Raw genomic sequence first — 18,657 nt, 5'->3', positions numbered from 1 at the left:
ATGTAAATACGCACGGCATCTAGGCAGAAATGTGGCAAACTTGCCTTAAAGACAGTCTGTTCTTGTCATGTCAACGATCGTGGTTTGGGACCGCCGGTGGCCCAATCCAGCAGCTCGACGGTATGCACAATCGGCACCTGCGTCCCGCCACCGATCTGCATCATGCAGCCGATGTTCCCGGCGGCAATCACATCGGGCTCCTTCGCCTCCAAGGTCTGCACCTTGCGCGCCTTCAACTGCTTGGAAATCTCTGGCTGCATAAGGTTATAGGTGCCCGCGCTGCCACAGCACAGATGGCTGTCCGCAGGTTCAACCACCTCAAAACCCGCCCGTTTCAGCAGATCCTTGGGGGCGGTTTTGACCTTTTGCCCGTGTTGCAATGAGCAGGCGGAATGATAGGCCACGCGCAGTCCCTTGGGCGCCCCTGCGGGGATCTCCAGCCGTGACAACAATTCGCTGATGTCCATGGCCTTGCCCGCCACCTTGGCGGCATCCTCGGCCAGCGGATCTTGGGCGAACATGTGGCCATAGTCCTTGACCGTGGTGCCACAACCGCTGGTGTTGATCACGATGGCATCCAACCCGTCGCCCGCCATCTCTGCTGTCCAGGCATGGATGTTCTTGGCGGCGCTGGCATGGCTCTCATTGGTTTTGCCCATGTGATGGGTCAGCGCTCCGCAACAACCCGCGCCCTTGGCCACCACCACCTCACAGCCAAGCCGCGTCAGCAGGCGGATCGTGGCATCGTTGATGTCGGTGTTCAGCGCCTTTTGCGCACAGCCCGTCATCAACGCCACGCGCATCTTTTTCTCTGTCTTGGGGGCAAAGCTTTGCGGGTCGTCGTTGCGGCTGACCGGGGGGATGGTGTCCGGTGCCATTTCCAGCATCGCGCGCAGCCGCGCGTCGGGGACAAAGCGGCGCAAAGGTTTGCCAATCTTGGCCCCCAGCAGCGCCAACCGGAACCGCCCCGGATAGGGCAGGATCTTGGCCAGCATCCAGCGCAGCGCCTTGTCGTGCCACGGGCGGTCATAGTTCTTTTCGATATACTCCCGCGCATGGTCGACCAGATGCATGTAATGCACCCCCGACGGGCAGGTGGTCATGCAGGCAAGGCAGGACAGGCAGCGGTCGATATGCTTGACCGTCTTTTCGTCCGGGACACGCTCATTCTCCAGCATGTCCTTGATCAGATAGATACGCCCACGCGGGCTATCCAACTCGTCACCCAGCACCTGATAGGTGGGGCAGGTCGCGGTGCAGAACCCGCAATGCACACAGCTGCGCAGGATCTGGTTGGCGCGCGCGGTGCCCGCGTCTTTCAGTTGCTCGTCGGTAAAATTCGTCTGCATGTCAGTCCATCATTTGGGCCGTGGCAAGGCCGAACCAGGGGAGGGGGGCCGCCAGCAGCGCGCCCAAAAGGGTCAGGCGGCGGGTCGTGCGACCGGGTAGGCGGCGGCGCAATGCCTGTGCCACCATGGCCACGGCCACGGCCACAACCCAGCCAAACCAAAAGAAAATCAGTGAAGTTAGCGGGCTGCGGCCCTGAAACACCACCGCCAGAGCCGCCGCGCCGATCACCGTCAACGACAGCGCCACCAGCACCGGCAGTGTGGCGGACAGGCGCAATAACGCCGCCACCACCAGCGGCCCGGCCACAAAGGCCACGACAAAGGCGATAAGCGCGGGATGCCCCATCAGGCCATGATCCCGGGGTTCAGCATGCCCCTCGGGTCAAACCTTGCGCGGATACCCCGTGTCAGCGCCGCCACCGCAGGCGGCTCCGGCTGGAACACAGGCAGGCTCAGTCGTGTCTCCTCTGAGGCGCGGATCAGCGTGGCATGGCCCGCAAGGCCCTCGGGCCGCAGGTCCGTCCCCGGCACGCATTCGATCCAGACCAGCCCACCGGCCCAGTCATACAGCACACGGGACACCTCATGCCGCGCCCGCAGTTCGGCCACCAGCCCCGGCGCAGCACTGGGCCGCAGCGACAGCTTCCAGACATCGCCGCCAGTGCCCTGCATCATCTCCACATCGCGCACCCCGCGCCACAGCGCCGCCACGCGGTCCGGGTCCGTCTCCACCCGCACCGACAGATCCGCAAACATCTCCTGCAAGCGCCCCAGACGATAGCTGACCGATCCGGCAAATCCCTCGATCCGCAACAGAGTCAGGGGCACGTCCCCAGAATCCCCCGGCGCATGCGCCGCGCCGGTGATCTCGAACGGTGAGGTGATCGCCCGGCTCATGACCTCCTGCGCCTCAGCCTCGCTCAATCCGTCAATCATCACACAGGCGGCGGTCTCCGGCTGCGGCAACACTTTCAGACTGACCTCGGTCAACACACCCAAAGTGCCCCACGAACCACTCATCAACTTGACCAGATCATAGCCGGTGACATTCTTCATCACCCGCCCGCCGTTCTTCACCACCGTCCCGGTGCCGTCGACAAACCGCACCCCCAGCATGAAATCGCGACAGGCCCCGGCCTGCACCCGGCGTGGCCCGCTGACATTGGCGGCCACAACGCCGCCAATCGTCGGCACACCCTGCGTCCCCAACAAACCGCGATGATCCATCGGCTCAAACGCCAACCGCTGCCCCTCCGCCGCCAAAGCCGCCTCGATCTCGACCAGCGGCGTCCCCGCCCGCGCCACCAGCGTCAGCGCCCCCGGCTCGTACAGGGTGATTCCCGCCAAACCGCCGGTCTCCAACACCTGTGGCGCGGTGGTCACGCCAATCGCCCGCGTCCCGCCACCGCGAATGTGAAACGCCTCACGCGCCCCGGCAATCATCTCCGCCAGTTCCGCTTCGCTCTCAGGTCTCATGCGCCACGCTCCTGGCTTCTTCTCTGTTCAAATACCCCCGGGGGGGTCGCCGTCAGGCGACGGGGGCAGCGCCCCCACCGATGTTTCGTAGAAAAATCGCCCCTCATTCGGCCGCCATCCACATCACGCGCCGCGCCTCGGATGAGGTCAGCGGGAACACCTTGGCCGGGTTCAGCAGCCAATCGGGATCAAACACATCCTTCATGGCCATCTGCGCCTCCAGATCCGCCGGCGCATATTGATCCAGCATCAGATCGCGCTTTTCGATGCCCACGCCGTGCTCGCCGGTCAGGCAGCCACCCACTTCGACACACAGCTTCAGGATCTCCGCCCCGAACTGCTCACACAGTTCCAGATCGCCGGGCTTATTGGCGTCGAACAGGATCAGCGGGTGCATATTGCCGTCGCCCGCATGGAACACATTGGCCACGTCCAGCCCGAACTCCTTGGACATCTCGCCAATCCGCTTGAGCACAAACGGCAGCTCATTCACCGGGATCGTCCCGTCCAGACACATGTAATCGTTGATATTTCCCATCGCGCCAAAGGCCGACTTGCGGCCCAGCCAGATCCGCCCCGCCTCATCCGCGTCTTTCGCCTCGCGCAGTTCCACCGGATCGTGCCGCCGCGCAATGGCAAGGATCTTGCCCAGCTGTTCGTCGATCTCTTCCGGGCTGCCCTCGACCTCGACAATCAACAGCGCCTCACAATCGGGGTATCCGGCCTGCGCAAATTCCTCTGTCGCGCGGATACAGGGGCGGTCCATGAACTCGATCGCCACCGGCAGGACACCGGCCTTGATGATGTCGGACACACAAGCCCCCGCCACCTCGTTGGAATCGAACCCCATCAGCACCGGGCGCGCTCCCTCGGGCTTGCGCAGAATGCGCAGCGTTGCCTCTGTCACTACGCCCAACTGGCCCTCTGATCCGCAGATCAGCCCCAGCAGGTCCAGCCCGCCCGCATCCAGATGCGCGCCGCCGATCTCGACCACCGTGCCGTCCATCTGCACCATGGTCACGCCCAGCAGGTTGTTGGTTGTCACGCCGTATTTCAGGCAATGCGCACCGCCAGAGTTCATCGCGATATTGCCCGCAATCGCGCAGGCAAGCTGTGACGACGGATCGGGCGCGTAAAAGAAATCCTCTTCTTCCACCGCACCGGTCACGCTCAGGTTGGTGCGCCCGGTCTGCACCCGGATGATGCGGTCGGCGTAATCGACCTCCAGCACCGCGTTCATCCGCGCCACGCCCAGGATCACCGAATCCGCCGTCGGCAGCGCGCCCCCCGCCAGCGATGTGCCGGACCCGCGCGGCACCACCGGCACACCCTCCTCATGGCAGACCTTCAACACCGCCGACACTTCCTCGGTCGTGGACGGCAATACGGCGGCCAAAGGTGGACAGCGATAAGCGGTCAGCGCATCGCATTCATAGGCGCGGGTCTCTGCCTCATCGGAAATCACCCGGTCGGCGGGCAATACGCTGCGCAACCGCTCGACAATCCGGTCTTTTCGGGCAAGGACGGATCTGTTCGGCTCGGGCATCTGCATGGGGCTCTCCTCTGCGCGCGGCGATATCGCGTGATTGGTAAGAATATATAACCAAAACTGCCATTACACCACAGCGAATCCGCCAAGTGCGGCGCGGCATCTTGCCATTTTAGCGTCGCAGGGGTCAGGTGCGGACATGAATTGGGTCAAGATCATACATCTTCTGTGCGTCATGGGCTGGATGACCTCCATCTTTGCCGTACCGCGCGCGCTGATCTACTGGAAGCGGGAACACGCAAAGCTGGGCGAAAACGGCCCGCTGGGCGATCTCACCTATCGGCTGTACCGCTTTTCCGCTGGTCTGGCGGCCATCGCGGTGATCACCGGGCTGTGGCTGGCGTGGGATTGGGGCTTTCCGGTCTGGTCCCACGTCAAGATTGCGCTCGTGCTGCTGCTGGCGGGGCACTACCTGTGGACCGGGCGTCTGGTGCGCCGCGCCCAACGCGGCGAATTCCGCGAAAGCGACATGTATCTGCGTATCTTCAATGAGGTCAGCGTGGTCGGCGTGATTGCGATCCTCTGGGTTGTCGTGGTGAAACCGTTTTGATGGATTGGGACACTCTAACCGCCGGATTTACCGTCTGGGATGTTGCCGCGCTGGTGTTTCTGGTGCTGTCTTGGGCCGGGGCCTCCCGCGTGATCGAGAATCCGCCGAAAAACTACCCATCCACCTCTTTCCTGATGGCCGACTATCGTCGTGCGTGGATGACGGTCTTTGTCACCCGCCAACCGCGCATCTTTGATTCGCAGATCGTCGCCAGCCTGCGGCAGGGCACCGCCTTTTTCGCCTCGGCCAGCATGATTGCCATCGGGGGCGGGTTTGCCCTGATGGGCAACGCGGACCAGTTGCGTGGCGTGGCGCAGGACTTCGGCACCGACGTAGACCCGGTGGTGGTGTTTGAGATCAAGCTGATGTTGATGCTGATGTTCGTCGCCAATGCCTTTTTGAAATTCGTCTGGTCGCATCGGCTGTTCGGCTACACCTCGGTGCTGATGGCTGCGGTTCCCGAAGACCCCGAAAATCCGGTGACTTTGGCCCGCGCGCGCAAGGCAGGTGAGATCAACGTGACCGGCGGGCGCAGCTACAATCGTGGCTTGCGGTCGGTCTATTTCGGCATCGCGGCGGCGGGCTGGTTGTTGGGGCCGGTGGTTCTGATGCTGACCACGCTGGTGACGCTGTCGGTGGTTCTGCGGCGAGAGTTTGCATCACACTCGCGGGCCGTGCTGCTGGACGCCAGCGACCATCCGCTGTGTTGCCACAACATCCCCGAGGGCGGCTCTTCGGGATCGCCTTGGCTCCGAACCCTCTGATAGGCTGACTTCATGCGATATGTGATTCCCCTGCTGCTTCTTGCGGCCCCGCTTTTTGCCGAAGCGCCCGAGATCGAAGGCGCCACAGCCCAACGCAGCGGCGACGTCTGGACCGTCTCCGTCACGCTGCGCCATCCGGACACCGGATGGGACCACTACGCCGATGGCTGGCGAGTGGAACTGCCCGAGGGCCGGGTGCTGGCAACCCGCGTGTTGCTGCATCCGCATGAAACGGAACAGCCCTTTACCCGGTCCCAATCGGGCATCCGCATCCCCGAAGGAACGGAACAGGTGATGATCCGCGCCAGATGTTCAGTCGATGGATGGGCAGAGGACACGCAGGTTCTGACGCTGCCGTGATCTAGGCGCTCGCTCGCCGGGTCTCACCGGGATCTGCTGCGGGTCGTTTCCTAACCAATGGTTAAATCGTCTCTGTAACCCATTGATTTTGCGTGTGCGTGATGCTGTCCACGCGTGGACACCGCAAAACCCATACGACCAAATCCCTATCGAGCGGTAGGCCGGGCTTCAGCCCGGCACACCTCCCAAACCCAAGGCCGTCAGCTCCGCCCCTCACGCAGCCAGGCCCCCACGATCAACCCTGCGGCCAGCAGCAGAACCAACCATTCCGGGGCCAAAGGCGTCTGCCTCACATCCAGCGTCTGATAGGCCTCGCGCGGGGTCAGACCGATCCATCCCCGCCCCGCCGCAGGCCGCCCGGCCCGCACCTCTCGGATTGAGGGCAACCCCTCTTCCAGCCGCATCACCCCGCCCCGCAGGCCCTCGATCATCGGCGACAAGGCAGCCCCGCTGGCGATGGTCTGAATAAACTCTCGCGGCGCCGAGGGGCCAAGGCCCACAACGGCAGACAGAGCGTTCTCTTCCAGTCGATACAGCCCGATCTCCGGGCCATCATAAATCGCCTCATACCGCCCCGGGCTGACCTCTTCCAACGGCACCTCAACCTCATCGCCCGAGGGCGTGATCACCGTCACAGAGCCGACAAATTCATTCAGCGTCCGCCGGATGATCCGCATGGATTGCCCCGCAGGCTCCGCCCACAGCGCCTCTTCCTCCAGCTCCGGCTCTTTCATCATCCAGTGCGCCAGCCGCCGCAGCAGGTCCAGTTGCGGCCCGCCGCCCTCATACCCACGGTTCCACAGCCACGCCTGATCCGAAGCCAGCAGCGCCACGCGCCCCTCGCCCACACGGTCCAGCACCAGCAAGGGCCGCTCATCCACGCCGGACATGACCACATCGCCCTTGATCGGCTCCACCTCGATCTGGCGCAGCCAGCGGCCCCATGTGTCCGCCCCCTGCAGGCCAGAGGTTACCGGATGACGCAGGCCAAGCTCGGTAACGGCAGGGCGATAGCCCTGATCCACCACCCGCGCCGTTGGCTCTGCTGGCAGGATATCCGCCAGAGGTGAACGATAGATCGAATCCGCCGAGGCAAAGTCAGGTCCAGCAGCCACCAGCACCGCGCCGCCCTGCTCGACATAGTTGCGCACGTTGTCGAGGTAGATCGCAGGCAGGATGCCGCGCCGCTTGTATCGGTCAAAGATGATCAGGTCGAAGTCGTTGATCTTTTCCAGAAACAGCTCTCGCGTCGGGAAGGCGATCAGCGACAGTTCGTTCACCGGCACGCCGTCCTGCTTTTCCGGAGGGCGCAGGATGGTGAAATGCACCAGATCGACGCTGGAGTCAGACTTCAGCAGGTTCCGCCATGTCCGCCCACCGGCGTGCGGCTCGCCCGATACCAACAGCACCCGCAGCCGGTCGCGCACGCCATTGATCTGCACCAAGGCCTTGTTGTTGCGGTCGGTCAACTCGCCTTCGGCCTCGGGCACCGTGAATTCGATCACGTTCAGCCCGCCGTGGGGCAGGGTGATCGGCAGGGTCAGATCCTCGCCTATAGGAACGGTAAAGGTGTCTGGCGCCGCGCCATCGATCGAGATCAGGATCTGCGTGCTGAGATCGCCCGGCGCCGCGCCATCATCCTCGATCCGCAGGGTCAGTTCGACCTCTTCGCCAAGGATGGCAAAGGCGGGGGCGTTGCGCACGATCAGCCGCCGGTCCCAGTCCTCTTCTAGTCCTGTTAGCAGCAGGTGCATCGGCGCGGGCAGGTCGGGCGCACGTTCAAGGTCATGCAGACGGCCATCGGACAACAGAACAACACCCGCGATCCGTCCGCGCGGTTCCTCTGCCAAGGCGTTGGACAGCGCGGTCATCAACAGCGTCCCCGCGTCCCCTTCGCCGTCGGGTACGGGAATGCGCCGCACCTCTGTGTTGGGGCGGGCCAGCAGGCGCGCCTCCATCGTGTCGGCTGCCTCTGCCGTGATCTGCGCCCGTTCGGCCAGCATCTGCGAGGCGGTCTCATCCACCAACATCAACACGATATCGGCCAGCGGGGCGCGGTCCTCAACCTGGTAGGAGGGCTGTGCCAGCGCGCCGACCAGTACGACCCCTGCCAGAAAGCGCAGCGCCCAGCCTGATAGCCCGCGCCACAGCGCCAGCCCGGTGCCGATCAGCGCCAGCGCGGCCAGTACGGCGATCACCGCCCAAGGCAGCAGCGGGTCGAATACGATCTGTCCGTTCATCTCTGCTCTCGCTTATTGGCCCAGTTTTATTGACCCAGACGGTCAAGAAGGGCGGGGACATGGACCTGGTCGGATTTGTAGTTGCCGGTCAGAACATGCATCACAAGGTTTACACCAAAGCGGTAGGCGATCTCACGCTGGCGTTCGCCGGTAAAGCCGCTGCCTAGCGGGACCAGCGGGTTGCCCCGGTCGTCCATCGCCCAGGCCGAGGCCCAGTCGTTGCCACCAATCACCACTGGCGTCACGTTGTCGTTGAGATCGCGAAACGGCATGCCCTCGATCAGTTCGGCATCCGGCGGCGCGGCCTCTACCCAGACCTCGCGCCCGACGTAGCGGCCCGGGAAATCCTGCAAGAGGTAAAAGGTGCGCGTCAGGACGTGGTCCTCTGGCACCGGCTCCAGCGGGGGGATGTCCAGCGGGGCGGCCAGTTGTTGCAGCTTGCGGCCTTCCGGGGTGGCCGCACCAAACCCGGCGATGTCCGCATCGCGGGTGTCGAAGACGATCATGCCGCCGGTGCGCAGATAGGTGTTCAGCTTGGCATAGGCCTCACGGGACGGTGTCGGCTGGCTGGCAGTGATCGGCCAGTAGATCATCGGGTAAAAGGCCAGTTCATCGATTTCAAGGTTCACACCGACAGGCGTGTTCGGTTCGACCGAGGTGCGGAAATACAGCGTCTCCGACAGGCCGCGCAGCCCGGCAAGGGACAAGTCGTCGACCGTGTCGTCGCCGGTGATCACATAGGCCAGAACCACCTCCGAGGTCGCGGCGATGGCGGCGCGTTCCTCGGCGGTTTGCGCCTGTCCGTCCTGCGGCACCAGCATCAGCGCCGCCAAAACGACACCCGCCGACACCGCGCCGCGCAACCGGCCCGACAGCATCAGTGAGGCGATCACATCGGCCAGCAGCAGCGCAATCGCCCCGGCCAGCAGCCAACCGGCCAAGGGTTTCTCCTGCGGACGGGTGATGCCCTGCACCGGGATGCGTTCGGGCCAGATCATCGGCGTCAGTTCTGTGTCCGCTGTCACCACGTTGCGGGCAAGGCTGCGATCCTCGCCCTGATACACGCCAGGGCGCAGATCGGGGCCCAGTGGGGCCTCGATCAGGGCGGGACCATCGACACCGGGCAGGGTGCCGGCCTCACGTGGGCGGCCAAAGGCGTCCAGCACGCGGATCGGCTGCCAGACGGTGCCTTCCATATCCTCAATCTCTGGCTGTGCGGCAGCGGAGGAGACCGCCAGCCGTTCCAGCATCTGCACAAAGAGGCCCGACAGCGGCAGGGTCGACCATTCGGCGTTGGCGGTGACGTGGAACAGGACGATCTGGCCTTGTCCCACCGATTTGCGCGTGACCAGCGGGGTGCCATCCGACAGTTGCGCCGCTACGCGCGCGGCCAGCGTTGGGTCAGGCTGTGCCATGACCTGACTGTTGACGGTGACGTCCGAGGGTACGGCCAGCCCGAAGAACGGGCTTTCGGCGGGGAAGGGGGCCAGCGATTTGGGCTCTCCCCAGCTCATCGCGCCGCCCACGGTGCGGCCCCCGGCGCGCAGGCGCACCGGCATCAACGGGTCTTCGCGGTCGCGGCTGATGTCCGACGCAGCAAGGCGCGGCCCGGCAAACCGCAAGAGCATCCCGCCCTTGTCGAGCCATTCCAGAACGGCGTCTTCCTCTGCCGCCGACAGGGTCGCCACATCGGCAAGGATGATCACGTCCGGATTGGCGGGCAGGATGTCCAGCAAGGCCCCGTCCAGCAGGTCGGCGGTAGGAACCAGAGCCTTTTGCAGGTAGTGCAGCGGCGACAGAAGCTCTAGCCCCTCACGGTCCGTACTGCCCGCGATCAGGGCGACCTCGCGGCGGCGCAGGCTGTCGTCGGGCAGTGTGACGGCCCCGGCGCTGCGGGTGCCTTCGATCTCAAACCGTTCGATGCGGGCGCGCAATTCGGCGGGCAGGGCAATCTCTGTTGTGGTTTCCAGCATCCCAGCCTCAAAACTCAGCGTGTTGCGGGTCAGGACCGACGGGTTGCCTGCCGGGTCTTTGCCGTGGCCAGCCAAGGTCAGTTCGGTGGCGCCGCCTTCGCGTAGGCGGCGCGCGGTGATCAGCAGATTGCCCTCGGACACCTGCGCCGGTTCCAGCGCATAGAGCGTGCGGGGGGCCTCGAACACTGTCACCCGGCCTTTGGCTTCCAAGGCGGCCAACAGCGGTGTGCGGCCTTCGCGGTCAAGCGCGTCGGACATCCAGTAGGTGTCGAACCGCGTGTCGGGCAGAAAGCCGATGGCGCGTTCCGTGCTTTCGGCGTCGGGCTGCCACGGCTCTGGCTGAATGCCCGACAGGCGCGTGCGCAAAACATCGGCGCTGAGGAATTGCACCGGTTCGGGGTCCGTCAATCGCATCAGCGCCACGGGGCGCGTGTCGCGCCCGGCCTCGGCCAACAGCCCGTCCAGCGCGATCATTCGCCCGCGCCAATCGGCGGCAGAGGCCCAACTGGCATCCATCACAACCAGCAGCGGCGCATCGCCTGCGACCTCTCCATCGTTGTCGGGGTTCAGCACAGGCCCCGCCAGCCCGATAATCACCGCCGCCACCGCCAGCATCCGCAGCAGCAACAGCCACCAAGGCGTGCGATCCGTGACCTGTTCCTCATCCTTGAGGCCCAGCAGTAGGACCACGCCGGGAAACATCCGCCGGATTGGCGCGGGTGGCACGGCGCGCAGGATGATCCAGAGGATCGGCAGGGCAAGCAACCCCAGCAAGAGCCAGGGGGTCGTGAAACCGATCAGGCCGAAAAGGGTCATCCTTGGCTCCCGTCCAGAGCGCGATACACCCAAAGAAGGGCGGATTGCGCGGTCTGGTCCGTGTGATGGGTGAAATGCTGCCAGCCGGTTACGCGACAGATCGCGTCCAGCCGCGCTTTGCGCTCTGCCAACCGTTGCAAATAGGTTTCACGCAGGTCGCCGGCCTTGAGCGTCTCGTGGCGCATCGTCTTGTTTACACTTTCAAATATGGTGCGCCCGTCAAAGGGGAACGCCTCTTCGCTAGGGTCCAGTACCTGTAACAACACGCCGCGCACACCGCGGTCTGCCGCCTTGGTCAGCGCCGCCTCTACGGGTTCGACATCGCTGAGGAAATCGGAGACAAACAGCGCCTTGGCGTTGGGCAACATACCGCGCGCTTCAGGGGCGGCGTAATCGTCTTCGCCGTCTTCGGCGAACATCTCGGCCAGCCGCAGGGTCTGCAAATCACCGCGGCGGGGAGGCAGTCGCCAACCGGTCAGGCCAACGCGTTCACCGCCACGGATCAGCAGGATGCTGGCTGCCAGCGCCACCAGACGCGCGCGATCTGCCTTGGTCGGCAGGTTCTTGTGGCTGGAAAAGCGCATAGAGGCGCCGGGATCGACCCAGATTTGCACACTTTGTGCGATCTGCCATTCGCGTTCCCGCACAAATTGCTCATCCCCACGGGCCGAGCGCCGCCAGTCGATGGATCGATAGCTATCGCCCGCCTGCAACGGGCGATATTGCCAGAAATCATCGCCCAGACCAGAGCGCCGTCGCCCGTGTTCGCCCAAAAGGACGGTGCCCGCCAGATGTTCAGCACGGGCCAGCAGCGCGGGAAAGCGCCCGGCCTCTTCTTGCGCGCGGGTGCGCAGGTGGGCGACGGTGGCTGTCACGCTGCGGCCTCAGCGGGGCGCAGACCTGCGGCAACCTCGTCAATCAACGCGCCCAAATCTTCACCCCGCGCACGGGCCGAGAAGGACAGCGCCATGCGGTGCACCAGAACGGGTTTGGCCATGTTCAACACGTCCTCCGGAGAGGGGGCCAGCCGCCCTTGCAATAGCGCGCAGGCGCGTACGGTCAGCATAAGCGCCTGCGCGGCGCGCGGACCGGGACCCCAAGCAACGATGTCCTTGACCCGCTCAGGCGCAGAGGGATCATCGGGGCGAAAGGCGCGAACCAGATCTAGGATCATCTCGACCACGGCATCGCCCACCGGCATCCGCCGCAACAGGTGCTGAGCGGCGATCAGTTCCGGCCCGGTAAAGACGCCATGTGACTGCGCCTCTTCGGTGCCGGTGGTGGCCAGCAGGATATCGCGCTCTGTCGCGCGGTCGGGATAGGCCACGTCGATCTGCACCAAAAAGCGGTCAAGCTGCGCCTCGGGCAGCGGGTAGGTGCCTTCCTGTTCGATCGGGTTCTGTGTGGCCAGCACATGAAACGGTGCTTCCAGCGTGCGAGTCTGCCCGGCGACGGTGACCTGCTTTTCCTGCATCGCCTGCAACAGCGCCGACTGGGTTCGGGGGGAGGCGCGGTTGATCTCATCCGCCATCAACAGCTGGCAGAAAATCGGGCCTTCGATAAATTTGAACGCGCGAGTGCCGTCGGTGCCGGTTTCCAACACCTCAGAGCCCAGAATATCGGCGGGCATCAGGTCAGGTGTGAACTGCACGCGGTTGCCATTTAACCCCATGACCTTCGACAGCGTTTCCACAAGCCGCGTCTTGCCAAGGCCGGGCAGGCCGATCAGCAGGGCGTGACCGCCACACAGCAGCGCGGAAAGCGTCAGGTCGACGACCCGTTCCTGGCCGATGAACCGCGCGGTGATCGACTGCTTGGCGCGGGCCAGCTTGTCTTCAAGCGCCTCGATCTCGGCGACGAGATCCTCGGTCGAACCGGCGTGATCGGACATGATAACTCTCCACTTCATGCTATCTCTTTGGGTAACTATGTATCTACTGAGAGGAGAATGGCAAAAACTATGAGTGGACAAAATCTCGTGACCCCATCGGCAGAGGGGCTTGCAGCCTCGGCGCGCGCGGCGGGGAAAGGCCGGGGACTGCCGCCCGTGCACAAGTGGAATCCGCCCTTTTGCGGTGATCTGGACATGCGGATCGCCCGGGATGGCACCTGGTTCTACCTTGGCACGCCAATCGGCAGATTCGGGCTGGTGCGACTTTTCTCATCGATCCTGCGTAAAGATGGCGATGATTATTTTCTGGTCACTCCGGTCGAAAAGGTCGGAATTACCGTCGATGATGCACCGTTTGTGGCGGTGGACTTTGAGTCGGAGGGCGAAGGTGAGTCGCAGATCCTGACTTTTGAGACCCACGTTGGCGATCTGGCGGCGGCGGGGCCAGAGCATCCGATCCGGGTAGAGCGCGACCCCGAAACGGGAGAGCCGTCCCCCTATGTGCTGGTCCGAGCCAACCTTGAGGCGCTGATAGATCGCAAGAGTTTTTACCGGTTGGTCGATCTGGGGGTTCACCATGACGGCTGGTTTGGAGTGTGGTCCGGTGGCCAGTTTTTTCCTATCATTCCGTCTGCAGACTTGGGCTAAGGGCGCCGGGTCACTTTGGCTGGGCATGCGGGCCAAGGCCATGATAGAGGCTGCCGCAAACCCCAGACAGCCCGGAAATCGGAACCAAGCCACCATGACCGACACAAAACGTATTGTCCTGTCCAGCGACCATGCCGCCATTGACCTGCGGCAGGCCATCGCAAAACACATCGAGGCCAAAGGCTGGGAGGCGGTGGATATCGGGCCGACCACCCCCGAAAGCACCCATTACCCCGAACACGGCGCTGCGGCGGCGCGTCGGGTAGCCTCCGGCGATTGCAGTCTGGGCATCATCCTTTGCGGTACTGGGCAGGGCATCATGATGGCCGCCAACAAGGTGGCTGGCGTTCGCTGCGGTGTCTGCTCTGACCCGTTTTCGGCGCGCATGATCCGTGCCCACAATGACGCGCAGATCCTGTCGCTGGGTGCGCGCGTTGTCGGTGAGGGGCTGGCGCTGGAAATCGTCGACGCCTTTCTGGAAACCGCCTTTGAAGGCGGACGCCACGGCACCCGCGTCGATATGATCACGGCACTGGAAGGCTGAGCTGCCGCGCCGCAACGGGCAGGGCGGCGATCAGTCGCCCAGTTTGGCGTGGACCTCATCCAGATCGATCTCGCCGATGGGCAGCTTGTTGCCCGGATTGTCGAAGTCGTATTTGAACAGATCGAAATCGCGGCCGTACATTTCCTTGATCAGGTGCATCGACATGTCGTCGAAATAATCTTCGACCGGATGTGCGCGTTTCGGTCCGTGACCTTCGGATTCGTTGAACCGGGGGATTGCCGATAGATCGACTGGGTGCCGCGTTTGGATATTGTCCAGCACTTGTTGCATTCCCTCGTCAAACGTCTCTGTCCAGACGATCTTGTTGTAGAGGCCACCGTTGACGATAAAGGTGCCCACATGGCCGGACATGCCGGACCAGTGAATGTCCGGCTCCATCGGGCGGCGCCAGCGGATGGTGTCGCGGGCGAACAGCAGAAACCGGCGAAAGCTGCGGATCTGGTCAAACTCGAAATCTGGGGCGTCGCCCACCTCGATCCCGTACTTCTGGATCAGCAGCGGCACAAGGTTGCCGCGATAGCGTTTGCCGTTGCGCTGGATGCCGCAGATCTTGTCAAAAAAGCTGGACAGGATGCGGGTGTAGGGGTTGCGCACGCAGGTAAACGCATAGGCTGAGCGTGTCTTGACATTGGCTGTGATGATGGGTTGGCTGGCCTCCAGCGCCCATTTGTGCAGGCCGTTCTGCGCGTCGTGAATGTCGCCGTCAAAAAAAGTGCCGTGGTCGGAATAATACAGGATCTGTCCGATCGTCGAGCAGGCGCATTTCGGCACGACGCGGTACACGACGCTTTCGCTCTCGGTCATCCAAGTGCCCGGAAATCCCATATTTATTACCCCTTTGGTCCCCGCTGCCGGTATGACGGGGAAAAATTCCCGGCAAAGCAGGTTTATTCAACAGGTCTTCATCACTATCAACATAAACAATCGGGCTAAATTGGGGCGATTGATCACCAAAATGGCAAAAGTTGCCTTCATCCTGCTGTGCCACAAAGATCCTGACGCCATCATCAAACAGGCGCAGAGCCTGACCGCTGTGGGCGACTATATTTCGATCCATTTCGATGCCCGCTCAGGGGCGGGGTCCTTTGGCCGTATCCGCGCCGCGTTGAAGGACAACCCGAATGTCGCCTTTGCCAAGCGGATTAAGTGCGGTTGGGGCGAATGGAGCCTTGTGCGGGCGACCCTGAACGCGGTCGAGGCGGCGGTGGACGCCTTTCCGCGCGCCACCCATTTCTACATGCTGTCCGGCGATTGCATGGCGATCAAATCGGCGGAATACGCCCACAGCTTTTTGGATCGACGCGAGTGCGACTATGTCGAAAGCTTTGACTACTTCGAGTCGGACTGGATCAAGACGGGCTGGCGCGAAGAGCGGCTGGTCTACCGTCACTGGTTCAACGAACGCACGCAGAAGCGCCGGTTTTACGCAATGTTCGAGGCGCAGAGGCGGCTGGGGCTGACCCGGAAAATCCCCGAGGACATAGAGGTTATGGTCGGCAGCCAATGGTGGTGCCTGCGGCGGCGCACCATTGAGGCGATTCTTGAATTCGTCAAAAAACGCCGAGACGTGGTCCGTTTCTTTGCGTCGACATGGATTCCGGATGAGACGTTTTTCCAGACGCTGGTGCGCCATTTGGTGCCCGGGCAGGAGATCGAAAGCCGCACGCTGACCTTTCTGTTGTTCACCGACTACGGGATGCCGGTCAGTTTCTACAACGATCACTACGACCTGCTGTTGAGTCAGGACTATCTGTTCGCCCGCAAGATCAGCACCGACGCCTCTGAATTGCGCCGCCGCCTCGGCGTGCTGTATGCGGCTGAAAAGGCGCAATTCCGCATTTCGAACGAGGGGCGGTCGCTGTTCAATTTCTTGACAGAACGGGGCCGGACCGGGCGGCGGTTTTCGCCCCGCTTCTGGGAAACCGAAAGCTCATTGGGGCGCGAGCGCGAGCTGTTGATCGTGATTTGCAAGAAATGGCATGTGGCCAAACGGCTGACCGACCGTATCCAGCAGATGACCAACATCCCCTGCATCGAATACCTGTTCAACGAAGACAGTTGTCCGCTACCCGATCTGGGGGGCATTCAGTCGACCATGGGCAAACGGCATCGCCACCGCCGCGCGTTGATGCGGATGCTGTATGATTACTATGAAACCGACCGGCTGGTGATTTGTCTGGATCCCGGCAGTCTGGACTTGCTGGAGGATTTCGCCCGCGACCGGGCGCAGACCCGGATGTTGGAGATCGAGTGCCACTTTTCCGATGAGTATCTTGTTGGTCATGCGATGCGCTCAGGTCTTGCCGGGGACCGGACACCAGCGGACACGCTGGCGCGGTTGTTGCCCACGGTTCGTAACGATCTGCTGCACGAAAGCGATCGCATCCGGGATGCGAAGTTCGACAATCATTCCAGCTTGCGTGAAACGGATTCGCGTGTGGCCCATACGCAGGCGATTGAAACGTTCCTGACGGTGCCGCCCAGCGTCGCCGAAGAGATCGTGTCGCATGATCATCTTTTCGCGGACTGAAATGCCGCGCCTGAGGGCACGAATCCTGTGGCGTTTTGCGCTGTAGCGGCTATGCCACGGGGCGAAGCCCGCCCCGGCGCGCGGGGCGCGGCACCTTTCCGCTCTGAAGAGGCGCAGCATGGCCTATACCTACGATCCCGAGAACATTTTTGCGAAGATCCTGACGGGGGATATCCCCAACAAAACGGTGCTGGAGACAGAGCACACGCTGGCCTTTCGTGATATCTATCCGCAGGCGCCGGTGCATGTGCTGGTGATCCCCAAGGGGCCTTATGTCTGCTATGACCATTTCGCACAGGATGCCTCGGACGCCGAGATCCTCGATTTTACCCGTACCGTGGGCGAGGTCTGCAAGATGGAGGGGTTGGAGGCGGACGGTTTCCGTCTGATCGCCAACGCCGGCGTCAACGGCGTGCAGGAGGTGCCGCACTTGCATGTGCATATCCTGTCGGGCCGCCCACTGGGCCGGATGCTGGACAAGGCGTGATCTGGTAGAGCGCCTTGCGGCGCGCAGGGTGTCTTACCCTTCGGCCTGCGGCCTACGGGTTCGGGGCGTGTGGAAAGGCGACGCCCCACTTAGGTGGGGTGTGCCGTAGGTTGGCGGCATACTTGGGTATTTGACCCAAGAAGAAATCGGATTGCTCGGTGTTTCGCGATCAGGTGGCGGTGCTGCGGGTCAGCGCGAGAAAGACATCCTCCAGATCGGGTTCTTCTGTGCGCAGGTCGCGGATGCGGATGTCTGCTGCCTGTACGGCATTAAGCACATCCTGGGCGCTGGTCCGGGTTGAGCGATAGGTCAGCGCGAGGCTGCCATCGGGGCGTTCTTCGGCGTCGATTCCCGGCGCGTCTGGCAGGGTGTCAGGTGCGGTTTCAGGGTTGATCACCATGGTGCGCGCGTCAAGACGACCGAGCAGGTTGACGGTGCTGTCCTGCGCTACTTTCTGGCCGTGGTTGATGATGGCGATTTCATCGCACATTTCCTCGGCCTCTTCGAGGTAGTGGGTGGTCAGGATGATGGTCATGCCGCGGTCCTTGTTCAGGCGGCGGACGTTCTGCCACAACATCTGGCGCAATTCGATGTCAACCCCGGCGGTGGGTTCGTCCAGCACCAGCACCTGCGGGCTGTGTACCAGCGCCTTGGCTAGTAGCAGGCGTCGCCGCATCCCGCCGGACAGCGTGCGGGCATAGGCCCCGGCCTTGTCGGTCAGGCCGACCATTTCCAGGATCTCGTCAGAGCGGCGCTGCGCCTTGGGCACGCCATACAGGCCGGCCTGCACCTCCAGCGCGTCGCGCGGGGTAAAGAACGGGTCGAGGTTCAGCTCCTGCGGCATGACGCCGATGGACGCGCGGCTTTGCCGTGGGTTGCGGTCCTGATCCCAGCCCCAGATGTCCACCTTGCCACTGGTCTTGATCACCAGCCCGGCGAGAATGTTGATCAACGTGGATTTCCCGGCACCGTTTGGCCCGAGCAGGCCAAAGACCGATCCCGCGGGCACGGTCAGGTCGATGCCTTTCAGCGCCTGCTTGCCGCCTGCGTACGTCTTGGTCAGTCCGTCGATGCGGATGGCTGCGTCGCCCTGTCTGTTGTCCAACGTCTTGCTCCCCCTCGCGGCATTGTTCATAAGGCAGATAGGCCAGTGCATCTCGAAAGGGAACCAGATGACGACCCAAGCGCCCGAGACGAAGATTGTCGAGAGCTTTCGCATCGCCTGTGACGGCGGCGACGGGGCCCTTGGGCATCCGCGGGTCTGGTTGCAGATCCCGCTGGAGACCGGCTTTGTCGAATGCCCGTATTGTGACGCGAAATACGTTCAGGCGGGATTCGAAGGCAAGGTCTGAGGGGCCGTCCTGTCGATCCTGTGACGGCGCGCACCATGTCTGTGCGGGGATGGATCTTGGGTGGCGGGCTTTGCCACTTTATCTTTGGGCAAGCTTTAACAGGAGTT

The 18,657-nt window shown here is 63.0% G+C and carries 18 protein-coding genes; 8 read left to right on the top strand and 10 right to left on the bottom strand.

The genetic code is table 11. The annotated features are described in order from the left end of the window. Nucleotides 1-65 precede the first annotated feature (65 nt). The 4 genes from glcF to ANTHELSMS3_RS04145 form a co-directional block, all read right to left on the bottom strand. Entirely contained in the window at nucleotides 66-1,349 is a 1,284-nt protein-coding gene (gene glcF, locus ANTHELSMS3_RS04160) for a glycolate oxidase subunit GlcF (RefSeq protein ID WP_094033777.1), read from the bottom strand. Nucleotide 1,350: 1 nt separating this feature from the next. Next, on the bottom strand, nucleotides 1,351-1,695 hold the full coding sequence (locus ANTHELSMS3_RS04155; protein WP_094033776.1) for a hypothetical protein: 345 nt from the start codon (nucleotides 1,693-1,695) through the stop codon (nucleotides 1,351-1,353). Continuing rightward, the gene (locus tag ANTHELSMS3_RS04150) at nucleotides 1,695-2,825 is read right to left on the bottom strand and encodes an FAD-binding protein (RefSeq protein WP_094033775.1); all 1,131 of its coding nucleotides are present in this window, start codon (nucleotides 2,823-2,825) and stop codon (nucleotides 1,695-1,697) included. Before ANTHELSMS3_RS04150 ends, ANTHELSMS3_RS04155 begins: the two co-directional genes overlap by 1 nt. Before the next feature lie 103 nt (nucleotides 2,826-2,928). Continuing rightward, complete coding sequence (locus ANTHELSMS3_RS04145) at nucleotides 2,929-4,377, bottom strand: FAD-linked oxidase C-terminal domain-containing protein (protein ID WP_094033774.1); 1,449 nt, start codon at nucleotides 4,375-4,377, stop codon at nucleotides 2,929-2,931. A gap of 136 nt (nucleotides 4,378-4,513) precedes the next feature. Here ANTHELSMS3_RS04145 and ANTHELSMS3_RS04140 point away from each other — a divergent pair, with 136 nt between their 5' ends. Genes ANTHELSMS3_RS04140 through ANTHELSMS3_RS04130 form a run of 3 tightly spaced genes read left to right on the top strand, consistent with a single transcriptional unit; the run spans nucleotide 4,514 to nucleotide 6,048 of the window. Next, nucleotides 4,514-4,924: a CopD family protein gene (locus ANTHELSMS3_RS04140; RefSeq protein WP_094033773.1), complete on the top strand. Its 411-nt coding sequence runs from the start codon at nucleotides 4,514-4,516 to the stop codon at nucleotides 4,922-4,924. Beyond that, nucleotides 4,924-5,688, top strand: a complete 765-nt coding sequence (locus tag ANTHELSMS3_RS04135; RefSeq protein ID WP_094033772.1) for a DUF599 domain-containing protein — start codon at nucleotides 4,924-4,926, stop codon at nucleotides 5,686-5,688. The genes ANTHELSMS3_RS04140 and ANTHELSMS3_RS04135 overlap by 1 nt, the downstream gene beginning before the upstream one ends. 12 nt (nucleotides 5,689-5,700) lie before the next feature. Then, a complete protein-coding gene (locus tag ANTHELSMS3_RS04130; RefSeq protein ID WP_094033771.1) occupies nucleotides 5,701-6,048 on the top strand; it encodes a hypothetical protein in 348 nt (115 codons plus the stop codon). Nucleotides 6,049-6,248: 200 nt separating this feature from the next. Here the strand turns inward: ANTHELSMS3_RS04130 and ANTHELSMS3_RS04125 are convergent, their stop codons facing one another. Genes ANTHELSMS3_RS04125 through ANTHELSMS3_RS04110 form a run of 4 tightly spaced genes read right to left on the bottom strand, consistent with a single transcriptional unit; the run spans nucleotide 6,249 to nucleotide 12,968 of the window. Further along, the gene (locus tag ANTHELSMS3_RS04125; RefSeq protein ID WP_094033770.1) at nucleotides 6,249-8,288 is read right to left on the bottom strand and encodes a glutamine amidotransferase; all 2,040 of its coding nucleotides are present in this window, start codon (nucleotides 8,286-8,288) and stop codon (nucleotides 6,249-6,251) included. 26 nt (nucleotides 8,289-8,314) lie between these two features. Then, nucleotides 8,315-11,077 carry a DUF4159 domain-containing protein gene (locus ANTHELSMS3_RS04120; RefSeq protein ID WP_094033769.1) on the bottom strand — a complete coding sequence of 921 codons (2,763 nt, stop codon included), beginning with the start codon at nucleotides 11,075-11,077 and terminating at the stop codon, nucleotides 8,315-8,317. Then, nucleotides 11,074-11,952, bottom strand: a complete 879-nt coding sequence (locus tag ANTHELSMS3_RS04115; protein WP_094033768.1) for a DUF58 domain-containing protein — start codon at nucleotides 11,950-11,952, stop codon at nucleotides 11,074-11,076. Before ANTHELSMS3_RS04115 ends, ANTHELSMS3_RS04120 begins: the two co-directional genes overlap by 4 nt. After that, nucleotides 11,949-12,968, bottom strand: a complete 1,020-nt coding sequence (locus ANTHELSMS3_RS04110) for an AAA family ATPase (protein ID WP_094033767.1) — start codon at nucleotides 12,966-12,968, stop codon at nucleotides 11,949-11,951. Before ANTHELSMS3_RS04110 ends, ANTHELSMS3_RS04115 begins: the two co-directional genes overlap by 4 nt. A gap of 69 nt (nucleotides 12,969-13,037) precedes the next feature. Here ANTHELSMS3_RS04110 and ANTHELSMS3_RS04105 point away from each other — a divergent pair, with 69 nt between their 5' ends. Both ANTHELSMS3_RS04105 and rpiB read left to right on the top strand, forming a co-directional pair. After that, nucleotides 13,038-13,616, top strand: a complete 579-nt coding sequence (locus tag ANTHELSMS3_RS04105) for a DUF1285 domain-containing protein (protein ID WP_094033766.1) — start codon at nucleotides 13,038-13,040, stop codon at nucleotides 13,614-13,616. Between the two features lie 94 nt (nucleotides 13,617-13,710). Continuing rightward, on the top strand, nucleotides 13,711-14,160 hold the full coding sequence (gene rpiB, locus ANTHELSMS3_RS04100; protein ID WP_094036915.1) for a ribose 5-phosphate isomerase B: 450 nt from the start codon (nucleotides 13,711-13,713) through the stop codon (nucleotides 14,158-14,160). 30 nt (nucleotides 14,161-14,190) lie between these two features. On the opposite strand, the gene ANTHELSMS3_RS04095 is transcribed toward rpiB, so the two are convergent. Then, the gene (locus ANTHELSMS3_RS04095) at nucleotides 14,191-15,006 is read right to left on the bottom strand and encodes a sulfotransferase family protein (RefSeq protein WP_094033765.1); all 816 of its coding nucleotides are present in this window, start codon (nucleotides 15,004-15,006) and stop codon (nucleotides 14,191-14,193) included. 130 nt (nucleotides 15,007-15,136) lie between these two features. Between ANTHELSMS3_RS04095 and ANTHELSMS3_RS04090 the strand changes: the two genes are divergently transcribed. Beyond that, nucleotides 15,137-16,711 carry a DUF5928 domain-containing protein gene (locus ANTHELSMS3_RS04090; RefSeq protein WP_094036914.1) on the top strand — a complete coding sequence of 525 codons (1,575 nt, stop codon included), beginning with the start codon at nucleotides 15,137-15,139 and terminating at the stop codon, nucleotides 16,709-16,711. 118 nt (nucleotides 16,712-16,829) lie between these two features. Further along, nucleotides 16,830-17,198 carry a histidine triad nucleotide-binding protein gene (locus ANTHELSMS3_RS04085; RefSeq protein ID WP_094033764.1) on the top strand — a complete coding sequence of 123 codons (369 nt, stop codon included), beginning with the start codon at nucleotides 16,830-16,832 and terminating at the stop codon, nucleotides 17,196-17,198. A gap of 169 nt (nucleotides 17,199-17,367) precedes the next feature. On the opposite strand, the gene ANTHELSMS3_RS04080 is transcribed toward ANTHELSMS3_RS04085, so the two are convergent. Further along, entirely contained in the window at nucleotides 17,368-18,303 is a 936-nt protein-coding gene (locus tag ANTHELSMS3_RS04080; RefSeq protein ID WP_254694838.1) for an ABC transporter ATP-binding protein, read from the bottom strand. A 67-nt stretch (nucleotides 18,304-18,370) separates the two neighbouring features. Between ANTHELSMS3_RS04080 and ANTHELSMS3_RS04075 the strand changes: the two genes are divergently transcribed. Then, the gene (locus tag ANTHELSMS3_RS04075) at nucleotides 18,371-18,550 is read left to right on the top strand and encodes a zinc-finger domain-containing protein (RefSeq protein ID WP_094033762.1); all 180 of its coding nucleotides are present in this window, start codon (nucleotides 18,371-18,373) and stop codon (nucleotides 18,548-18,550) included. Nucleotides 18,551-18,657: the final 107 nt, after the last annotated feature.

Origin of the sequence: Antarctobacter heliothermus, assembly GCF_002237555.1 — a bacterium.
GTDB lineage: Bacteria > Pseudomonadota > Alphaproteobacteria > Rhodobacterales > Rhodobacteraceae > Antarctobacter > Antarctobacter heliothermus_B.
This window is presented reverse-complemented; position numbering and strand designations above follow the sequence as displayed.